The sequence below is a fragment of the Psychrobacter sp. TWP2-1-2 genome (genome assembly GCF_049896785.1).
GTDB lineage: Bacteria > Pseudomonadota > Gammaproteobacteria > Pseudomonadales > Moraxellaceae > Psychrobacter.
Genome location: NZ_JAFCVA010000004.1, coordinates 176239 through 195609, shown reverse-complemented (window position 1 = coordinate 195609; position 19371 = coordinate 176239). Strand labels below are relative to the sequence as shown.

At 42.9% G+C, this 19371-nt stretch carries 14 protein-coding genes; 7 read left to right on the top strand and 7 right to left on the bottom strand.

Features of this window, described 5'->3' with window-relative positions:
• Positions 1-42 precede the first annotated feature (42 nt).
• From ACP7AE_RS05745 to glpK, 4 genes are all read right to left on the bottom strand, one after another.
• Positions 43-735 (bottom strand): TetR/AcrR family transcriptional regulator, encoded by a 693-nt coding sequence (locus tag ACP7AE_RS05745; protein ID WP_055124242.1) that lies wholly within the window; start codon positions 733-735, stop codon positions 43-45.
• Between the two features lie 238 nt (positions 736-973).
• Positions 974-2002, bottom strand: coding sequence for an endonuclease/exonuclease/phosphatase family protein (locus ACP7AE_RS05740; protein ID WP_426241872.1), 1029 nt, complete (start codon positions 2000-2002; stop codon positions 974-976).
• Between the two features lie 248 nt (positions 2003-2250).
• Positions 2251-2763: a hypothetical protein gene (locus ACP7AE_RS05735; RefSeq protein WP_045446919.1), complete on the bottom strand. Its 513-nt coding sequence runs from the start codon at positions 2761-2763 to the stop codon at positions 2251-2253.
• A gap of 266 nt (positions 2764-3029) precedes the next feature.
• Complete coding sequence (glpK, locus tag ACP7AE_RS05730) at positions 3030-4622, bottom strand: glycerol kinase GlpK (protein WP_426241870.1); 1593 nt, start codon at positions 4620-4622, stop codon at positions 3030-3032.
• A 622-nt stretch (positions 4623-5244) separates the two neighbouring features.
• Here glpK and ACP7AE_RS05725 point away from each other — a divergent pair.
• The 5 genes from ACP7AE_RS05725 to ACP7AE_RS05705 all read left to right on the top strand — a co-directional run bounded on the left by ACP7AE_RS05725 (position 5245) and on the right by ACP7AE_RS05705 (position 11819).
• Positions 5245-6966 carry a TolC family protein gene (locus ACP7AE_RS05725; protein WP_426241868.1) on the top strand — a complete coding sequence of 574 codons (1722 nt, stop codon included), beginning with the start codon at positions 5245-5247 and terminating at the stop codon, positions 6964-6966.
• Between the two features lie 210 nt (positions 6967-7176).
• Positions 7177-8043, top strand: a complete 867-nt coding sequence (locus ACP7AE_RS05720; RefSeq protein WP_201538962.1) for a YihY/virulence factor BrkB family protein — start codon at positions 7177-7179, stop codon at positions 8041-8043.
• Between the two features lie 48 nt (positions 8044-8091).
• Entirely contained in the window at positions 8092-9276 is a 1185-nt protein-coding gene (locus ACP7AE_RS05715; RefSeq protein WP_201538961.1) for an HlyD family secretion protein, read from the top strand.
• Between the two features lie 3 nt (positions 9277-9279).
• A complete protein-coding gene (locus ACP7AE_RS05710) occupies positions 9280-10617 on the top strand; it encodes an ABC transporter permease (protein WP_201538960.1) in 1338 nt (445 codons plus the stop codon).
• Positions 10617-11819, top strand: coding sequence for an ABC transporter permease (locus tag ACP7AE_RS05705; protein WP_201538959.1), 1203 nt, complete (start codon positions 10617-10619; stop codon positions 11817-11819). Before ACP7AE_RS05710 ends, ACP7AE_RS05705 begins: the two co-directional genes overlap by 1 nt.
• Positions 11820-11948: 129 nt before the next feature.
• Here the strand turns inward: ACP7AE_RS05705 and sthA are convergent, their stop codons facing one another.
• The 3 genes from sthA to ppsR form a co-directional block, all read right to left on the bottom strand.
• Positions 11949-13598: a Si-specific NAD(P)(+) transhydrogenase gene (sthA, locus tag ACP7AE_RS05700; protein ID WP_045452107.1), complete on the bottom strand. Its 1650-nt coding sequence runs from the start codon at positions 13596-13598 to the stop codon at positions 11949-11951.
• Between the two features lie 81 nt (positions 13599-13679).
• Positions 13680-14084: a DUF4377 domain-containing protein gene (locus tag ACP7AE_RS05695; RefSeq protein WP_045446913.1), complete on the bottom strand. Its 405-nt coding sequence runs from the start codon at positions 14082-14084 to the stop codon at positions 13680-13682.
• 147 nt (positions 14085-14231) lie between these two features.
• Positions 14232-15128: a posphoenolpyruvate synthetase regulatory kinase/phosphorylase PpsR gene (gene ppsR, locus ACP7AE_RS05690; protein WP_426241864.1), complete on the bottom strand. Its 897-nt coding sequence runs from the start codon at positions 15126-15128 to the stop codon at positions 14232-14234.
• A gap of 594 nt (positions 15129-15722) precedes the next feature.
• Here ppsR and ppsA point away from each other — a divergent pair.
• Together ppsA and ACP7AE_RS05680 are read left to right on the top strand one after the other, a co-directional pair.
• Positions 15723-18107, top strand: a complete 2385-nt coding sequence (gene ppsA, locus ACP7AE_RS05685; protein ID WP_109590182.1) for a phosphoenolpyruvate synthase — start codon at positions 15723-15725, stop codon at positions 18105-18107.
• Positions 18108-18236: 129 nt separating this feature from the next.
• Positions 18237-19232 (top strand): RDD family protein, encoded by a 996-nt coding sequence (locus ACP7AE_RS05680; protein ID WP_201538958.1) that lies wholly within the window; start codon positions 18237-18239, stop codon positions 19230-19232.
• Positions 19233-19371 lie beyond the last annotated feature (139 nt).

The window sequence follows — 19371 nt, the reverse complement described above, 5'->3', positions numbered from 1 at the left end:
ACCATGCCCTAATGTCTATACATCATCTAAATAGCGAAAAAACTAGCGATTCTTACGCGGTAGCTTTTCTGGTAGATAGCAACGCAAATAAGCGATAAACGCAGTGTTTGCTTCTTGGATATATTCATTGGTAATGCTTTGGTGACGACGATAAGACAATGTGAATATCGCATTAATAATGCTATAAGCAATCAATAGCGTGTCTTGAATATCGTGGAAACTCGGCATCTCATAGCGCTCTGATAAACGCTTATAAACCAAATCGACGATTTGATGATCGATATCTTCACCAAAACTATCACCTTCAAAATCAGGCGTGTTCGTGTCATAAATGAGCTTGGCTTTGGTTTCGTCGTTATGGAATATCGTCACACAATTATCAATAAGCGCCGTCAAATAGCCCTGCCATCTGTCATAATTACCAATATCGACTGTTTCTACTATTTCTAATATTTCGATAGCATTCAAAAAACGCAATGCTAAAAATATCGCTTCGATGTTAGGAAAAAAGTGATAAGCAGAAGCTCTTGGAATGCCTGCTTCTTCACATACAGCCGCCAAAGTAATGTCATTGATAGGTTGTGTTTCACTTAACTTCTTGGCACCAGCCAAAAGTTTTTGACGGCGCGCGCGGCCTTGTTGGCTGGTAAACTTAAACTTATTCGGGACCAGTTTTTTTGCCAGTTCCGAATCTACCAACACATCTTCAATCTTTTCGTCTTTATTTTCGCTCATCATAAGTCTCTTAATGTTACACCCTATTTTATAAATATAATCTTCAATAGATAGTATTCGCCCTAAATTGAAGAATTACATCCTATTAGCTAATAATGTAGCACTGATATTAGCGCTACTATGTCTAATGGAAAGGCATCATAAACGCTTGTACACTATCAAGCAAGGGAGATAAATGGGTTAAAAATTAATGTATAGGTCAACCATTTAATAGCGTTAACCACGTAATGTAAAAAATTTAATCATTGAGTCTAATTTTCGCTCTTATAATACCATGATCGATGACTCTATCTGCATAATCCCACTTTAAATGGTCATTGAAATAGTCTACTCTTTCAACCTGACCCAGTGAAAACTTGCTATCAGGAAGAAACTCTTCTGAAACAAATAATTGATCAATCACTTCTGGCATACCTTGATATATATGGGTATATGCCACATCTTTCATCCAACCATAGCGTGCTTGAATACGCGCAGCATCGAATAGTGCAACATCGCGCATGCCTTTATCGTAATTAACTTCACCAGTCTCGGCCATCAATTGGGTGGTGACGCTACCAGTGACATCGTTCATATCGCCTAACAAAATCAATGGCTCACGAGTATGACGTAAGCGCTCTATAATAGACATGCGAATAGAGGCTGCTTCTGCGGCGCGCATACATAAGCTACGGAGCTTGGCACGGACTCGAATATTTGGATCGTCCATGTCTTCTAACAAATTGCCACTTTCATCACGCAAGAAAAATGCCCGTTTGCTTTTTAGATGCGCCGTAATAATCGTTATCGGTTGACCAAAGGCATCGACCCGCACTAGCAATGGTGGACGATTAAAGCGCTGGTAAGGACCAATATCAGGGATATCAATCACCGCTTTTGGTGCAATATCTGCAAGCAAGCGGCTTTCTAATTGCTCAAAGCGGCTAATGATACCAACGGCAGGAGTGTGTTGTGCCCCTTTGCCATGAGTATAAGGGCTTGAACGGTCGTTACTTGCCAATGGAACAACAACATGCTCGGGCTTAAATCCCAACGACACCGCCAACGCTTCAAGCGCATTACTATCCCAGACTTCTTGTACCGCAATAATATCAGCATGTGCTTTTGCTAATAAATCGGTGATGCCGCTTAGCTTGTGCTCGTATTCATCGTTACTATAAGCTGGCGCATTGTCATAATAAATTCGGTTAGGGTTGGCAAAATTGAGCAAGTTGGCAGTGGCGATATAAAATTGTCTGGCGCTTTTAGCTTCCGCATTATTGTTCATAGATTACCTATTATTTTTATTCTAGAATATTGTTTCCAAAGATGATTGGCTGTTTAATATATTCATACTTAGTAATATACAGCAAAAAAGCCTCCAAAGAAATCTTTGAAGACTTTAAAATAGCATAAATTGAAAGTATTTAGTCTATCAGCAGACCCAAGTCTACAATCAGACTAAGCCCAGTGATAAGGTAGTAAGCTTATATACTGTCTACTTACTTAAATTAAATGTGCTGTTAGTTTCGCTTATTACGATACACGATTCCATGCGTCATACGATGCTTTGCGTGCTTCTTCCCACTCCATGCGTGATTCACCTTTTACTTCATGCCATGAGCGCTCTAATTCAGCTTCATGGTCTTCAAAACGTGCATCCGCAGGATAACGAGCACGGTTGGCGTACCCTACTGCATAAGCTGGATGTAGATCACGGTCGAAGTCATAACCTTCTTTGTAATAATCAACATTTGCATACTCTGCACGCCAGTAAGCTTCTTCACGTGTTGGATCAATCGCTTCTGCTGCTGCATGTCCTGCACCGCCACCAACGATAGCACCAATCGCACCGCCAATGAGTGTGCCAAGTGGTCCTGCCATTGTACCGATTGCTGCACCCGCTGCTGCGCCGCCAAGACCACCAATAGCTGTGCCTACTGGATGCGAACCTGGCTCACCTGTGATGATATCAGCATTCAGATCCTGCTTAGCTTCTTTTGACATATGCTTTACTTCACTGCGATCAATACCGTCATAGTTACTCATAATTTTATCCTTAAATTAATTTGTTATATTTTAGATTTATTAAGTGCTAAAAATTAGCGGTCTTACTCGAATCATGTGTTACTTGAGTCGCCTAAAGTATAGAAATTTATGGACAACAACAGATAGATAGGTTGTGTAAATTGTGTCCAGATTGCGATTGCCTTGCGTTACAGCCTGTATCTTTATAATGATTTTGTAGGACAGTGAAGCGTTTTAAGTAATTTTTCATTGAGTTGTTACAATATTTTTATGTATCTGTTCAATACTTATAAGGATGTCAGTGCTCTATCGATGGCTCGTTGCCACTTATTAAGATGTTGTTCACGGATATCACTGGACATCTGGGGTTCAAAAACACGATCGACTTGCCATGATGCTTGCATCGTCCCTTCATCATATAGCCCCGTTTTTAAACCTGCGAGCAATGCTGCACCTTTGGCAGTAATTTCTGTATCTCTCGGACGCAGGACAGGCACATCGAGTAAATCAGCTTGAAACTGCATCAATAAGTCATTGTTAGCCGCGCCACCATCTACTCTTAGCTCAGTTAATGGATGAGGACTATCTTTTTGCATGGCAATGAGCATATCATAAGTTTGATAAGCAACCGCCTCTAACGCAGCACGAGCAATATGGGCTTTAGTCGTGCCGCGGCTCATACCAGTAATACTCGCGCTGATATCGGAGCGCCAATAGGGTGCTCCTAGTCCTGTGAATGCAGGCAGTAACACCACCTCTTCACTACTATCAACTTGGCGGGCTAAATCTTCGACTTCACTGCTTTGTTGAATCATACCCAGATTGTCCCGTAACCATTGGACAATAGCACCTGCCATAAATACACTACCCTCCAAAGCATAAGTGACTTCCTTTCTGGGTGGCTGCAACATGCGTTTGCCTGACTGTACAATTTGATCGAAAGATAAATTGTCTGGACGAGTCGGTGTGGATTTTCGTTGCCAAGCGATTGTCGTTAGTAATTTATGCTCGCTAAGTTTGGGTTTTTGACCAATATTCATCAGCATAAAACACCCAGTACCATAAGTGTTTTTGGCCATGCCCGCATCGAGGCAGCCTTGTCCAAAAAGTGCCGCTTGCTGATCGCCCAATACCGCTTGAATAGGAATTTGTTTGGCAAATAGTCCTTTTTTGGTTTTACCAAAATCACCATCAGATGGTAGGACTTTAGGCAAAATATTCATGGGTATCGCAAAACGGGCGCACAGCTCTTCTGACCACTCAAGCTTGTGGATATCATATAATAAAGTACGGGAAGCGTTGGTCACATCAATGACATGCTCGCCACCGGTTAGCTTATATATGAGCCAACTGTCTATAGTACCAACCGCTATTTCTCCTCTGCTGGCTCGTACGCTCAATTTCGGATTGTGCTCTAGTAACCAAGCGATTTTGCTGGCGCTGAAATATGGATCTAACCGTAGCCCTGTAATGCGTTGCACCTCGCTTGCCACATCATCATGGCTGTCATTCATCATGCTGCTGGCACTCTCAGCCGCGAGTGTTTTACAGTAGTTCGCCGTACGGCGATCTTGCCAAATGATGGCAGGGGCTAAAGGTTTACCCGTTTGCTTATCCCACATGACAATAGATTCACGCTGATTGGTGATCGCGATACTGGTGACGTCGGTAGCAAGCAGCCCTGCTTGATTAATCACATCATGGGCACAGCTAATCTGCGTTTGCCAAATTTGTTGCGCGTCTTGCTCGACAAATCCTGCTTTTGGGGTTTGTAAAGTGGTGGGCTGCTGTGCCATTTTTATCGGACGCGCACAATCATCGTACAATATCGCTCGACTCGATGTCGTCCCTTGATCCAAAGCCAAAATATATCCTGCCATTACTCACATCCTATTTTGTCGCATTCATTTTTTACATTCATTTTTTATAGCCGAGTCTTTATTGATAGCACGTACTTTTTGCGAGCAACGCTTATCACAATAGCCAGTTTTATTTACATTAGCACTGCGCCAATGAGCAACTGCCGACAGTTAAGATAAATGCCGTTCATTTTAATCTTGCTCAACGCTATAAGGTGCTGAAATATAGCACACACCACTGTTATGTATAGTTTATAAGCTGCTTTGTAGTACAACAATCATCACTAACCATCATTATCGCTGAAAGCTTTTAAAAGTGATCTAAAATCGATTTAAGTGCTAATGACTTGATAAACCTTTTATTATTAATTAACAAATGATGTTATTATTTGTTTTAACAACCGACCTCTAACATAAAACCATGGCTTATTCAACGCACAGTAAGCAAATACTGAGCATTGACCCGTCACCATTGTGCCACTACAGTGTAGCGCTTGTTATCCATAACAAAATATTGGCTTCTGTTGATGGTTGACCATATTGAACTGTTTGGACAGGGTTTGACCACAACAGTTGATATTTTTGATACTTTTTTGCCTGACTCTAAAATACTTTGCATTCTAATTAATGGCTTATGTGACTTATGAAATTTGCTTTATCGACTCTGTCTACTGCGGTGATGACGATTACGTTCATGGGTTTAGCGGCGCCTGTTTTTGCAAGCGCTACGGATCATAATATCGAGTCACCGAATGAGGTCACAGCCGTTGCAGTGACGCAAATTGTCGACGCTGACACTCAATACAGTACTCAAAGCAGTATTCAAGACATCGCTCAAAACAACGCTCAAAACAACGCTCAAAACAACGAGATTCAAAATAGAAGGTCAACGACAGATACAGATATGGGTCAAGCCGAGCAAAAAACTGGCTTAACAACGCTTATCGATCCCATTACCCATAAAAGTATTGATAATAGTTATCCATTAGCAGTATCTAGCCTGTTAAGCCTTGAGCAAGCCCAAAATATCTTATTACAAGTGTCACCGAAATTGGCCGCCAATCAAGCGGCGATTGCTGCTAGTGAATATCAAACGGATGCGCTCAAAACCTTGGACAATCCATTGGTGTTTGCCCAACTATCAGCCAACGCTTACAATTTAGACGCGGATCTTGACTTATCATCATTGAAAAACAGTATTGTTAATGACGTTAACAATGGTGTCGATAATGTGATTCCGCCTATTCCACCGCTACCAGATTTGCCGAATTTTGGTGAATTGGTCGGTGAGCGTATCCCAGATTCTTATGAGTTAAAGCGCTCAGGCTCAACGGCTGGTGCAGGTCTGGGCGTGGTTTGGCCCATCTATACTGCTGGACGTACCAACGCTTTGACAGGTGCTTCCAATGCCCGTACCCAAGAAGCCGTCGCAGACAGTCTATTGGATAAAAACGAGCTTTATAACACCCTGATTGAGCGTTACTTTAAGGCACAGCTGGCCATCATTGCCGCTTATTTACGCGAAGATGCTTATGATACCTTGCAGCAGACTGACCATATGGCGCAGCGGCTTTTTGAAGAAGGTTTTATCTCACGTGTTGATCGCTTAGAAGCACAATCTGCGCTTGCCGATGCAAAAAGTGAGTCCGTCAATGCCAATAACGATGCTCGTCTTGCGATGATGGCTTTACAGCGGCTATTACGTACCGACTATCGTATCAAACCCACGACACCGTTATTCGTCTCTAGCCGTCCTTTACCCGATGTAAACTATTTTCAGAATTTATCACTCGCCAATCACCCAGGTCTACAAAAAGTCGCCGCCAAACGCGCACAAGCTGAGCAGCTACACGCGCTATCAGATACTGGTCACAAGCCTACCGTCATGCTCTATGGCTACGGACAAATTGAAAAAGACCCCAGTTGGGTAGCCGGTATATCAGCCAGCTGGAAGCTGTGGGGTGGTCTTGATAAAAATGCATCACTCGCATCGAGTAATGCCAAAATACGCCAAGCAGATCTGTCTGAAATCGAAGTCAGTGACAATTTATTATTACTGGTCGAAAAAAACTGGCACGATGTTAATAATGCCCAATCTCGTTATCAGGCATTACAAAGCAATGTAGATCTGGCCGCAGAAGTATTGCGTTTGCGCCAGTTGGGGCTACAAGAAGGTGTAAATACACCGATTGAGGTAGTCCAAGCACAAACGCAGTCGCTTAAAGCACGTACTGAACAAGCGCAAGCGGCGAACAGCTATGTACAATCGCTGGCCGCACTCATGCAAAGTTGTGGTACGCCTCTTGCCTTTAATGCCTATCTTAATGCTGCTGATATTCGATTACCGACTTTGTATACTGAGTAATGATTTAATTTGAAAAATATAGATAGTGTGGATAAGCGTTTATATAGTTGATTCAATTTGAAAGTATGACAAGGCAGCTGAGCGAAGAGGTATATTTGATACTTCAAGCGAGGTTAACGCCGCAATACTATTACAGTAGCCTGACCATACTAATTATCATGAAGCTGCCATTAACCATACTATTGCTAACTCTATTGTGAATACTGTTTTATGAAAAACCCGACTTCTAAATTAATAAGTAACTGGCTGCAGCCTTCCTTAAAAACGTGGCGTATTGCGAACAACTCTAATGTTTGGGCACATTGCGCGAGCGTGGGATTTTTTGGTTTCTTATCAATTTTTCCAGTAATGGCGGTGTTTGTGCTGCTTTATGGTCTCGCGTTTTCACCAGCTGAGATGCAAGAGCAAATCTCGATTTTGCGTCCGTTTATACCTGATACGGTGTATGAAGTCCTCAATTCACGCCTAAGCGCATTGGTCTCTAATACCACATCCGCACTCACGTTCAGTCTTGTCTTATCGACCTTACTCGCCCTTTATGCTGGCTCTAAAGGTGTTAAATCTTTAATTATTCTTATCAATCTTGCCTTTCATATCACTCAAGAGCGTAACTTCATACAAGGTAATATTTTAGCAGTCAGCTTGACCTTTGGCGCAGTAGTAATCTTGATTATAGCGGTCTCTTCTATTGCTATTATTCCTGTAGGGGCAGCCTATTTCCCCTTCCCGCAAATAGCTAAAACGATTGCGCTTTGGAGCAGGTGGCCTATATTGGCTGGTATCATATTTTTAAGCTTTTTAAGCCTCTATCGCCTAGCCCCAAACCGTGACGCCGTCGCGCTAAAAAAACTGGTGCCGGGAGCAGCTCTGGCGACCATTCTTTGGATTGTATTGTCTGTGCTATTTTCGATTTATGTGCAAAACTTTAATAACTATAGCGCTGAGTTTGGCGCGCTTTCAGCTGCCGTGGTCATTATGCTCTGGCTTTATTATTCAGCATTTATCGTTGCCTTTGGTGCGATTTTTAATTCTGAAGCCTTAGAAAGCGCCAAACCTTATGCTGTACGAATGTACTAATAACATACCTTTTATCCTCAATTTTGCTGCTTTAGGAATCTCACTGTCATGACTGAATCTACCAACGAATCAGACGACTCGCGCAAGTTAAACGACTCAGAGCAATCTACCGACTCAGTCAATAACCATAACGATCAAGCAACTGATGCTGAAAATGAGCAAGCAGTGCCTACTTATAAGCGCCATGCAGAAAAAGCGGCTAAATCTGCCATGATAAAAAAGGCACTTCTGGCGCTATTGGTTCTGATTGTATTAGGTGTTATTGCCTATGGTCTATATAAAAGCAATCAGCATAGCGAGCCTGAAGTCGTGACTTTGCAAGGGCAGATGCAGATGCAGCAAACCTCCATCGCTGCAAAAGTGCCGGGACGTATTGCCAAAATTCTGGTCACAGAAGGTGATGCGGTGACGGTCGGGCAACAGCTGATTGAAATGGACTCGCCTGAGATTAACGCAAAGATCAATCAAGCGCGGGCTGGCAAGCAAATGGCACAAAGTCAGTTAGATAAAGCCGAAAATGGCGCCCGTCCACAAGAGATCGCTCAAGCAAAAGCGGCGTGGCAAGCCAACAAAGCTGCTTCTGATTTGGCAGAGAACACTTACCAGCGTGTTAACCGCCTTTATGAAGAAGGTCTTATGGCACGGCAAAAACGCGATGAGGCATATGCGCAATATCTGGCCACTCAAGATCAAACTGAAGCGGCGCGCTTACAATACGACTTGGCAAAAGAAGGCGCACGCAGCGAAGATAAATCAGCGGCGACAGCACAAGTAGCACAAGTCGATGCCCAACTAGAAGAAGCACTGGTGGCAAAAGAAGAAGCCAACTTAAAAAGTCCTATTGCAGGTATTGTGGACAATGTCATTGTCAGCGCGGGTGAAGTCATCGGACAAGGCGTGCCTATCTTGACGTTGGTCAATACCGATGAGCAATGGGTCGTACTTAATGTCACCGAATCCTACTTAAACCAGTTTGCGATTGGTCAGAAATTTACTGGTACGATTCCTGCGCTGTCATCAGCAAATAAGCCTTATACCAAACAGTTTACCGTTTATGCTACGTCAACATTGTCTGACTTTGCCACTTGGCGCCCGACCAATAATGATGATGGATTCGATGTACGTACCTTTGAAGTAAAGGCACGTCCGACGACTCCCGATGCACGTATTCGCTCAGGTATGAGCGTTATTGTACGCGTCAATCCAGCACTTACTAATGCAAGCCAAGAGTAAGCCATGCACCTGATGAAGTTAAGTAAGGCTTTTTTACGTAGTGCTGCCTATGAACGACGGTTTTTGACCAAAAATCCGTGGGACTTTAGTATGGTGGTCTGGATACCACTGGCAACCGTCCTACTGATTTGGTGGATATTTTCACAAACGCAGATTACGGATTTGCCCATTGGGGTAATAGACCAAGACAATAGCCCGATTGCCAATACCGCGGTACGCTATTTGGAAGCCAGCCCTACTCTAACGGTTAGACAGCTTTATTACTCAGAGGCTGAGGCAAAAGCGGCTATTTTGCAGCGTGATATTTACGCTATTGTTATTATCCCTGAAGATTTTTCTCGGCATATTTTATCTGCTGAGCCTGCTCCATTAATTTTACAAGTAAATGCTCAGTACGGCACACATTCGGGCATTATCCAAACCAGCGTTCAAGCGGTCGCTGGGACGTTATCGGCAGGCGTTGAGATACAGCGTTTAGTCAAACAAGGCATGGCACCGTCGCAAGCTGCGATTGCTTACTCACCGATTGGCATACAGCGTATCAGCTTGTTTAACGCGGCCACTGATTATCAGCAGTTTTTGGCTTCAACCGTCATACCTGCACTGCTGCATATTTTAGCGATGGTGATCGGTGCAACGACGATTGGTCGTGAGCTGCGGGATAAACGACTCGGCCACTGGTATCGCTTTATCAGTACAGGTCATCCTGATTTGACGCGAACCACACAAAACGAGTCAACATCGGGACAAATATCAAATACCGTAGACAGTAACCAATACTTGAGCAAAGACGATCAAATCTCAGTCTCTAACCATGCGAATGAAGATATGACGGAAAGGGCAAACGTTTTAGTCTTATTGTTTGGTCTGTTGGGCAAATACTTTTGGCCGACATTGGCCTTTAGCATTTGGGCGATGTTGGCTCTATGGCTTGCCACGCCGCAAGAATCCGTTGCCATGAGCTCAGTGCTTGCAACTTATGCTGGTTTGATATTATTAATAATGCTATCGTTTTGGCTGGGTGCTATCTTTACCTTAGGCTCATTCTCATTACGCATGGGCTTGTCTGCTACTGGTTTTATTTCAGCACCTTCTTATGCCTTTGCTGGTGTGACTTTTCCTTATATTGCTATCAGTGACAGTGCTCGGCATTGGTCAGATGCATTGCCACTCACTCACTATCTAAAACTGCACATTGCACAATTACAGATGCAAGCGCCTGTTGCTGTGTCATTGCCGATCGTCTATGGTCTGGCTATTGCCACGACGATTGCGATGAGCTTGACTACTTTATTAACCAAACGCGCACTGGCGCATCCTGAACGTTGGGGGGCGCGCTAATGTCATTACCACCAAAAGACCATTTATCTTCGACAACGTCAGATTCAACCAAGCAGTCCTCAACACCTAGTTTCTTAGGTAGTTTTTTACAGACCATTAAGGACATCTTTTCTGATAAAGGTGTGCTATTACTCTTACTGATTGCCCCCATTATTTATGGCTTCTTTTATCCTTGGCCGTATTCGACAGAAGTGGTCAACCATGTACCTGTTGGTATCATTGATAACGACAATAGTAATCTATCACGAACCATCGTTCGCTATGCGAGTGCCAGTCCGCAGTTAGACACTCAGCTTTTTCTCAACGAGCAGCAGGCTAAAGAGGCCATATGGTCAGATGAAATCGCTGGGTACATGGTCATTCCAAGTGGGCTTGAGCAGCAAGTACTATCGGAAAAAGCGGCGAGCGTCAGCGTATTGGGTAATGGCGGCTACTTTCTGTTAAATAAAAACGTACAGATGGGCTTTTTAAAAGCAGTCAGTACGGTATCAGCAGGGATTGAAGTCAAAAAAAATGTAGCACAAGGTGCTTATTCAGCAACAGCGGCTGCTAATACTCAAGCGGTGCCATTAGTAATTGTTCCTTTATACAATCAAACGGAAGGTTATGGCGCTTACGTGGTGCCAGCGGTCTCTATTCTAATTTTGCAACAAACCTTATTAATCGCCACAGCGATGCTGATTGGTACGTGGTATGAGCAGCGGCGACATGCGACGAGTATCCGTGGTTGGCTTGGGCGAATTGCTGCACTCAGTATGTTTAGCTTCATTATTGGCTGCTTTTACTATGGCTGGACATTTGAGCTACACCACTATCCGCGTGGGCAAAACATGCTTGGCAGTTTACTGTTCCTTTTGTTATTTTGTCCAACCGTGGCGACACTTGGCTGTGTGCTTGGACTCTGGTTTCGCCAGCGCGAACGTAGTATGCAAATCCTAATTTTTAGCTCACTACCGATGTTTTTTGTCAGTGGTTATCCGTGGCCAGCAGATCAGCTGCCCACAGTTTTACAAATCATACGTTGGTTCGTACCCACAACACCGGGTATCAACACCTCCGTCCAGCTTAATCAAATGGGAGCTAGCATCTCCCAAGTTTCTACTGGATTTTATGCACTAGCCGCCTTATGGGTGTTTTACTTTGCGCTACTTATGTGGGTGCGCTGGCATGACGCGAATAAAGCACTTAAAACAGTGCCCTAAAGCAAAAGACGATTGCATGTCATTAGCGCCTACCATCAATAAAAGCCAAATCGATGATCCTGAATCAAAAAAAGCGCCTGCTAACATAGCAGACGCTTTTTTATTTCTAACGTTTCAATATTCTATCACTTAAAAAACACGATTAAGACCATTTAGTGCCGCCACACGATACGCTTCTGCCATCGTTGGATAGTTAAAAGTAGTATTCACAAAATACTCAAGTGTATTATTACTCTTACACTTCATTACGGCTTGACCAATATGGATAATCTCTGAAGCATGGTTACCGTAGCAATGGATTCCTAAAATCTCCAACGTATCACGATGGAACAAAATCTTTAGGACACCTGAGCGTTCACCAATGATTTGTGCTCGTGCCAAATGCTTAAAGAATGCTTGACCCACTTCGTATGGGACTTTTTCGTCGGTTAGCTCTTGCTCAGTTTTACCGATACAAGAAATTTCAGGAATCGTATAGATACCAGTTGGCACGCTTGACACTGGTTCCGCATCGCTATCACCGACCATAAATGCCGCCGCACAGCGTCCTTGGTCATAAGCGGCAGAAGCCAAAGATGGCCAGCCAATCACATCGCCTGCCGCATAGATATTTTCGATTTCAGTACAATAGGTATCATCAACTTTTAATTGACCACGGCTGTTTGCTTTTAGACCAATCGCTTCTAAGTTTAAACCTTCCGTATTACCTGAGCGACCATTTGACCAAAGAATGGCATCAGATTTGATGCGCTTACCACTCTTTAGATGCAAGACGACATAATCGTCATGCGTTTCAAGATGATCAATCTCTTCATTACTACGAATCAATACGCCAAATTGTCTAAAGTCATGCGCGATAGCATCGCTAATCTCGCTATCGAGATAACTGAGCAATTGATTTTGGTTATTAATCAAATCAACCTTATAACCAAGACCCGTAAAGATAGAGGCATATTCACAACCAATCACGCCCGCACCATAGATGATAATTTTTTTGACCACATAATCCATTTGCAAAATTTTATCAGAATCAAAAACGCGCGGATGGTTAAAGTCTAAAATTTCAGGGCGATAAGGACGACTACCAACCGTCACGATGGCTTTATTAAAGGTAATGGTTTCAAAGACATTGTCATCGGTTTCAACACGCAAAGTATGAGCATCAATGAAACTTGCCCAACCTTGAATCACTTCAATGCGATTGCGTTCATAGAATCGTGTGTGCGTACTAACCTGATTGCGAATGACTTTTCGAGCATTGGCAAGCACTCTATTTAGAGGAACTTGCTTGTACTCCATCGCCTTGGTAAACATAGGATCACGGCGAAAGTTAATGAGGTTAAATACCGATTGGCGCAGTGCTTTACTTGGGATCGTGCCCACATGGGTAGAGTTACCACCTACCTGATCACGTGGATCAATGACCACCACTTTTTTGCCAGATTTAGTCAGTTTCATAGCCGCCGCTTCGCCAGCAGGACCTGCTCCTAAAACGACCGCATCATACTCATACTCGTGATTATCGCCTTTTAAGCGACGTGAATCTTTCGTATAACCAGACTTGATATCGATTCGCGTATCATCGAGCGGATTAATAAGATCAGGATGGTGCATGACATCATCAGTGACCTGCTCATGGGTTTGTTCAATATTTTGTTTTTTATTTTTGCCTTCAGTATGCTCAGGATTCGGCACGCGACCACTTTCTTTATTTGATACTTCGGTATGAATGTCCTTACCAATATCATTGGTCGCGTCGCTTGGTTTTTTAGTTCCCATCGTGTCCTCTTTACATTTACTTATTTATTTGATTTTTAGACTGTGTATGAATCAATAATTGCTTGAGTCAAAATCACACGACTAAGGCGTGCCCACCATACGTTGTGACACAATATTTTGCAGTGTCCAATGCCCAGTCGCGCTTTTCTGTCCCTCATCAATCTGCGGACGCGCACTAATCACATATTCTGTGCCAAGGCTTGGTTTAAAGTCATCAATCCAATCATAAGGTACCTGAAACACGCTGCCATCTTTACTTGATTTGGCCAGTAAACACTGCATCGGTAATGCTGAGGCGCAGGCCACACGATTGGGCATAATTGTTAGCGTTTGCGCTTCACCCAATACGATGGTTGGGATATAACGTGGCTCAGGCACTGGCTCACGTGAAAAAGGTGACGTTTGGCAAGCACTCAGTAAACTGACCGCACTCAGCAAGCTGGCCAATAATAAAGGGGTCTTGCTAGACTTATAAGATGAACTCATAATATTCTCTATGTGATAATGAGATGGTATTAAATGATGGTTATTAATAGTGATGCTTTAAATAATGGTTCTTTTTTGAGCAATCGTTATTGCTAAATAATTAATTGATTGATTGATTCAAGCAATTAATTGATAGCTTATATTTTATTAGCCGATACGGCGTTTGAGACCCGTCATCTGCAAGATGCGCGTAGCGATTTCTTCAACGGACATCTCAGAGACATCAAGGCTTGGAATACCATGCGTGATGTAAATCCCCTGTATCGCCCGCTGCTCTTGCTGACATTGCTGATAGCTCGAATAACGACTGCCCGCACGGCGCTCTTGACGGATTTTCACCAAGCGATCAGTATCGATCAATAGACCGAACAGCTTGTCTTTGTGCTCGCGCAATGCTTTTGGTAATTGATTATCGTACAAGTCATCTTCGGTCAAAGGATAATTTGCTGCTCGAATACCGAACTGTAAGGCTAAGTATAAAGAAGTCGGTGTTTTTCCTGAACGCGATACGCCCACCAAAATAATATCCGCCGCATCGTAATGACGCGTACGCGCACCATCATCATTGTCTAAAGCGAAATGCACCGCGTCGATACGTTCTTTATAAGTCTCAGAATCCACATCGTCGTGTGCATGACCCGAATGTCCGTCTGGCTCCACACCCGTTTCTTCAGCGACGCGACCTATCAAACCCTCATACATATCCAAGTTACAGCTTTGGGCAGAATTAATCTTTTCACGAATATTAGGGTTAACAATCGTATCAAAGACTAATGGCAACAAACCATCTCGTTGATACGCCATGTTGATTTGCTCAACAGCGTCTTCTGCACGCTCTAAGCTATCGACATATGGCAACACTCGTGTTTCAAAAGGTACTGAAGCAAACTGACTCAAGATAGCGCGGCCAAGCGTCTCCGCCGTAATCGCTGTGCCATCTGAGATAAAAAACGCGGTTCGAACGGCTTGAGAGCTGTCTAAGTTTAATGCGTTGCGATTTTGAATAGTGGGATTCAGTTGTTCAGCTGGATTACTTGAGTACATAACGTTGGCACCTCGATTGAAAACACAATGGTAATTTTCATTTGGCTTTTATTTTTGATCGGCTTTAGACTTGATTTTCAGACGTAATTTTCGTTTTGTATAAGCGCTAATATTGCACATTTATATCAGGATAAACCGCTACTATTTGTGCTCTACATTATACGCATAATAGCGGCCTAATAGAAATCAATGTTACAGGCGTACACTTAGAAAGCCACAGTGCCCTTAATCTTATCATGCCGATTAATAACCATTATTGTGCTGACTGGTTACTCATACTCGCGCAGCATTACCTGCTATATATAAAGGCAAATATTACAAGAATATCCTAATACTCTTCTGTTATTTATTTTAAATCCTCTATTTATCAGCCGATTTATAGATATATCTTGATAATTAGAATGGTCTTTACTCGCATCTTTACGTCATCTCAAAAATAGAAAAATGAATAACCTTCTATTAATTATGTAGCAAAGCCCACAATTTGTATCTTTTTGACAAAAATATTGGTTCAACCCCTCGAAATTCTCCAAATATAGCGGTATAATTCACCGTTATAATCTTTACTAAATAACCTTATTTTCTGGAGTTATCATGGCAGCGCAATCTACAGCACTTGTAATCAATCTTGATCAGCTAGGAAAAGACGACATTGAAATGGTCGGCGGCAAGAACGCCTCATTAGGTGAAATGATCAGCCATTTGTCTGATTTGGGTGTTAGTGTTCCAGGCGGCTTTGCCACCACTTCAAATGCATTTAACCGCTTTTTGAATGAAACTGGCCTGCTTGACAAAATCAACAACGAACTAAAAACGCTAGATGTTGATGATGTCAAAAAACTTGCAGAAACGGGTAAAAAGATTCGTACTTGGATTATTGAGCAAGAGCTGCCAAGTGATCTTGAGCAAGAAGTACGTCAATCGTTTGAAACGATGAGCGGCGGCGAAGACATCGCGGTTGCTGTACGTTCTTCTGCGACTGCCGAAGATTTGCCAGATGCCTCATTTGCGGGTCAGCAAGAGACTTTCTTGAACATTCGTGGCATTGATAACGTCCTAATTGCAATTAAAGAAGTATTTGCATCTCTTTATAACGACCGTGCCATCTCTTATCGTGTCCATAAAGGCTTTGAGCATGAAGGCGTTGCCTTATCTGCTGCTGTACAGCGTATGGTTCGCTCAGAAACTGGCGCGGCGGGTGTGATGTTCACGCTAGATACCGAAAGCGGTTTTGATCAAGTGGTCTTTATCACCTCAAGCTATGGTCTAGGTGAAATGGTTGTACAGGGTGCGGTTAACCCAGATGAATTCTATATTTCTAAGCAATTGCTAGCCAATGGCAAACCATCGGTGATTCGCCGTAACCTAGGCAGCAAGCATAAGAAAATGATTTACGGTGATGAAGGTAGCACCACTAAATCAGTGAAAACTGTCGATGTTGAAAAACAAGATCGTATGCAGTTCTCATTGTCTACTGAAGAGCTAACCTCTCTTGCTAAACAAGCCGTGACGATCGAAAAGCATTATGGTCAAGCGATGGATATCGAATGGGCAAAAGACGGCGATACCAACGAAATATTCATCGTTCAGGCACGTCCAGAAACGGTTAAGAGCCGCCAAGACAGCAATGTCATGGAGCGTTATATCATTGACACCACCAACGCAAAAGTATTGTGTGAAGGTCGTTCAATCGGTCAACGTATCGGTTCAGGTAAAGTGCGTATCGTTAGCAACCTAAACGAGATGGACAAAGTACAAGAAGGTGATGTACTGGTATCAGACATGACGGATCCGGATTGGGAACCGGTCATGAAGCGTGCTTCTGCTATCATCACTAACCGTGGTGGTCGTACGTGTCACGCAGCGATTATTGCTCGTGAGCTAGGTGTTCCAGCCATCGTTGGTTGTGGTAATGCGACTGAGCTATTGGTTGATGGTCAAGACGTCACTGCTTCTTGTGCCGAAGGTGATACTGGCTTCATTTATGAAAGCCAAATCGACTTTGAAGTACAGACCAACTCTGTTGAGTCTATGCCAGAGCTTGCCTTTAAAGTGATGATGAACGTTGGTAATCCAGATCGTGCCTTCTCATTCACGCAGATGCCAAACGAAGGTATTGGTCTTGCGCGTCTAGAGTTCATCATCAACCGTATGATTGGTGTGCATCCAAAAGCACTACTGAACATGAACAGCTTACCACGCGAAATCGCCCAAGCCATCCAAGAGCGTATCGCTGGTTATGCCTCACCGGTTGATTTCTACGTGGATAAGTTGGTCGAAGGTATCTCAACGCTAGCCGTTGCCTTTATGGATCAGCCAGTTATCGTTCGTATGTCAGATTTTAAATCAAACGAATATGCTAACTTGCTTGGTGGTAAATTATACGAGCCATCAGAAGAAAACCCAATGCTTGGTTTCCGCGGTGCCAGTCGTTATGTGTCTGATAATTTCCGTGACTGCTTTGAGCTTGAGTGTAAAGCACTAAAACGCGTACGTGATGAGATGGGCTTGACCAATGTCGAGATTATGATTCCATTCGTTCGTACCGTTGGTGAAGCCAAAGAAGTCATCGAATTACTTGAGAAAAACGGTCTAAAACGTGGTGAAAACGGTTTACGCGTTATCATGATGTGTGAGCTACCAACCAACGCCCTATTGGCAGATGAATTCCTAGAGCATTTCGATGGTTTCTCAATCGGCTCTAACGACTTGACTCAGTTGACACTTGGTCTTGACCGTGACTCAGGTATCGTCTCACATCTATTTGATGAGCGTGATCCTGCGGTTAAGAAACTATTGACCATGGCGATTGATGCGTGCCGTAAAGCAAACAAATATGTCGGCATCTGTGGTCAGGGTCCATCAGACCATCCAGATCTCGCGTTCTGGCTCATGGAACAAGGTATCAGCTCAGTGTCGTTGAACCCTGATTCTGTACTAGATACTTGGTTCTTCTTAGCTGGTGAAGAAGCGAAGTAAGCCGTAACGTTCAGTCACAGCAGTAATTCACACAGTCATTAAAGAAACAATTATTAGGGTCTATTTGAAAAATATTAAATAGACCCTAATATTATGTATCATATATAGTGACTTAAGATATGACTAACTATGCAGGCAATTATGCAGATTTTCCTTGCTCGAAATAACGTACAAGCTGGTCCTTACAATTTGGAGCAGCTGAATATCATGTTGGCATCTGGTGAAGTACTGCTGGATGATTTGATGTGGCATGAAGGCTTAGACCAATGGCAGCGTGTCAGTAACTTGACCAATAATCAAACGGTTTATCGACCTACCAACCTTGGCAAGCCTCAGGTTAATGACTCTATTATCAATAATGTAACTGTTTTTCCTGAAGATAACGCTAGCAATAGCTCGGATAGCAAATCAGTTTCATTAGATAGATTGTATGGCAAGCCTGAACGTCCGAAAGACACGGATAAAAATGTGAAGGCTGACATGACCACCAATCGTCAGCACACACCGCACAATAATGTGTCACTAAACAAGGCTAATAGAAATAAGACTGCGTCTAGCAAAGACAAAGTCGTCGGTAATGTGGTACTTGCACCGATTATGTCGCGAGTATTAGCAACAGCCATCAATGGACTACTCTATCTACTGGCTATTTTTCCGCTAGTGATGGCATTGACAAAAATGGATGTAGATTATACCAAATTCCAAAATATCCAAGACATGGATGCGGCTTATCAGTATTCAATGACACTGATGGAGAGTCTTCCTAGTAGCACATTGATGATGTCGCAAGTGATGGTATTTGGCTTATTTGCGCTACAATTGGTATTTATCACACTGCGTGGTCAGTCACTCGGTAAGCTGATTACGGGTATTCGCGTGGTGGATCAAACCACTCATCGGTTGCCCTCTTTTACCAAGCTTATTGGTGTGCGTACTTTGTTATTGTTTATTATTTATAACTTATTGTTTTCGTTTACTAGCTTCTTAGGGTTCGTGATTATTGCTATTCACTATTACATGGCATCGAAAAGCCCTGAAAATATCGGCTGGCATGACAAATTGGCCAAAACCTTAGTGGTAAAAGCAGATAGCAGTCAGTTAGTGAAAGAACCAAAAATAAAATAGCTTGTTTATTAACAATCCATCTTATTATTTTGATAAAAAAGCAGCGTGATATCGCTGCTTTTTTATGAATCGAGCATTTCTAATTATTGTTATAATCTATTAACGGTGGCTCAGTGATTAACCTTTGTGTTAGTTGCTA

Bases quoted from the DNA above. Each gene is read 5' to 3' on its own strand.
- ACP7AE_RS05745 (WP_055124242.1), bottom strand. From the start codon at position 735: ATGAGCGAAAATAAAGACGAAAAGATTGAAGATGTGTTGGTAGATTCG.
- ACP7AE_RS05740 (WP_426241872.1), bottom strand. From the start codon at position 2,002: ATGAACAATAATGCGGAAGCTAAAAGCGCCAGACAATTTTATATCGCC.
- ACP7AE_RS05735 (WP_045446919.1), bottom strand. From the start codon at position 2,763: ATGAGTAACTATGACGGTATTGATCGCAGTGAAGTAAAGCATATGTCA.
- glpK (WP_426241870.1), bottom strand. From the start codon at position 4,622: ATGGCAGGATATATTTTGGCTTTGGATCAAGGGACGACATCGAGTCGA.
- ACP7AE_RS05725 (WP_426241868.1), top strand. From the start codon at position 5,245: ATGAAATTTGCTTTATCGACTCTGTCTACTGCGGTGATGACGATTACG.
- ACP7AE_RS05720 (WP_201538962.1), top strand. From the start codon at position 7,177: ATGAAAAACCCGACTTCTAAATTAATAAGTAACTGGCTGCAGCCTTCC.
- ACP7AE_RS05715 (WP_201538961.1), top strand. From the start codon at position 8,092: ATGACTGAATCTACCAACGAATCAGACGACTCGCGCAAGTTAAACGAC.
- ACP7AE_RS05710 (WP_201538960.1), top strand. From the start codon at position 9,280: ATGCACCTGATGAAGTTAAGTAAGGCTTTTTTACGTAGTGCTGCCTAT.
- ACP7AE_RS05705 (WP_201538959.1), top strand. From the start codon at position 10,617: ATGTCATTACCACCAAAAGACCATTTATCTTCGACAACGTCAGATTCA.
- sthA (WP_045452107.1), bottom strand. From the start codon at position 13,598: ATGGGAACTAAAAAACCAAGCGACGCGACCAATGATATTGGTAAGGAC.
- ACP7AE_RS05695 (WP_045446913.1), bottom strand. From the start codon at position 14,084: ATGAGTTCATCTTATAAGTCTAGCAAGACCCCTTTATTATTGGCCAGC.
- ppsR (WP_426241864.1), bottom strand. From the start codon at position 15,128: ATGTACTCAAGTAATCCAGCTGAACAACTGAATCCCACTATTCAAAAT.
- ppsA (WP_109590182.1), top strand. From the start codon at position 15,723: ATGGCAGCGCAATCTACAGCACTTGTAATCAATCTTGATCAGCTAGGA.
- ACP7AE_RS05680 (WP_201538958.1), top strand. From the start codon at position 18,237: ATGCAGGCAATTATGCAGATTTTCCTTGCTCGAAATAACGTACAAGCT.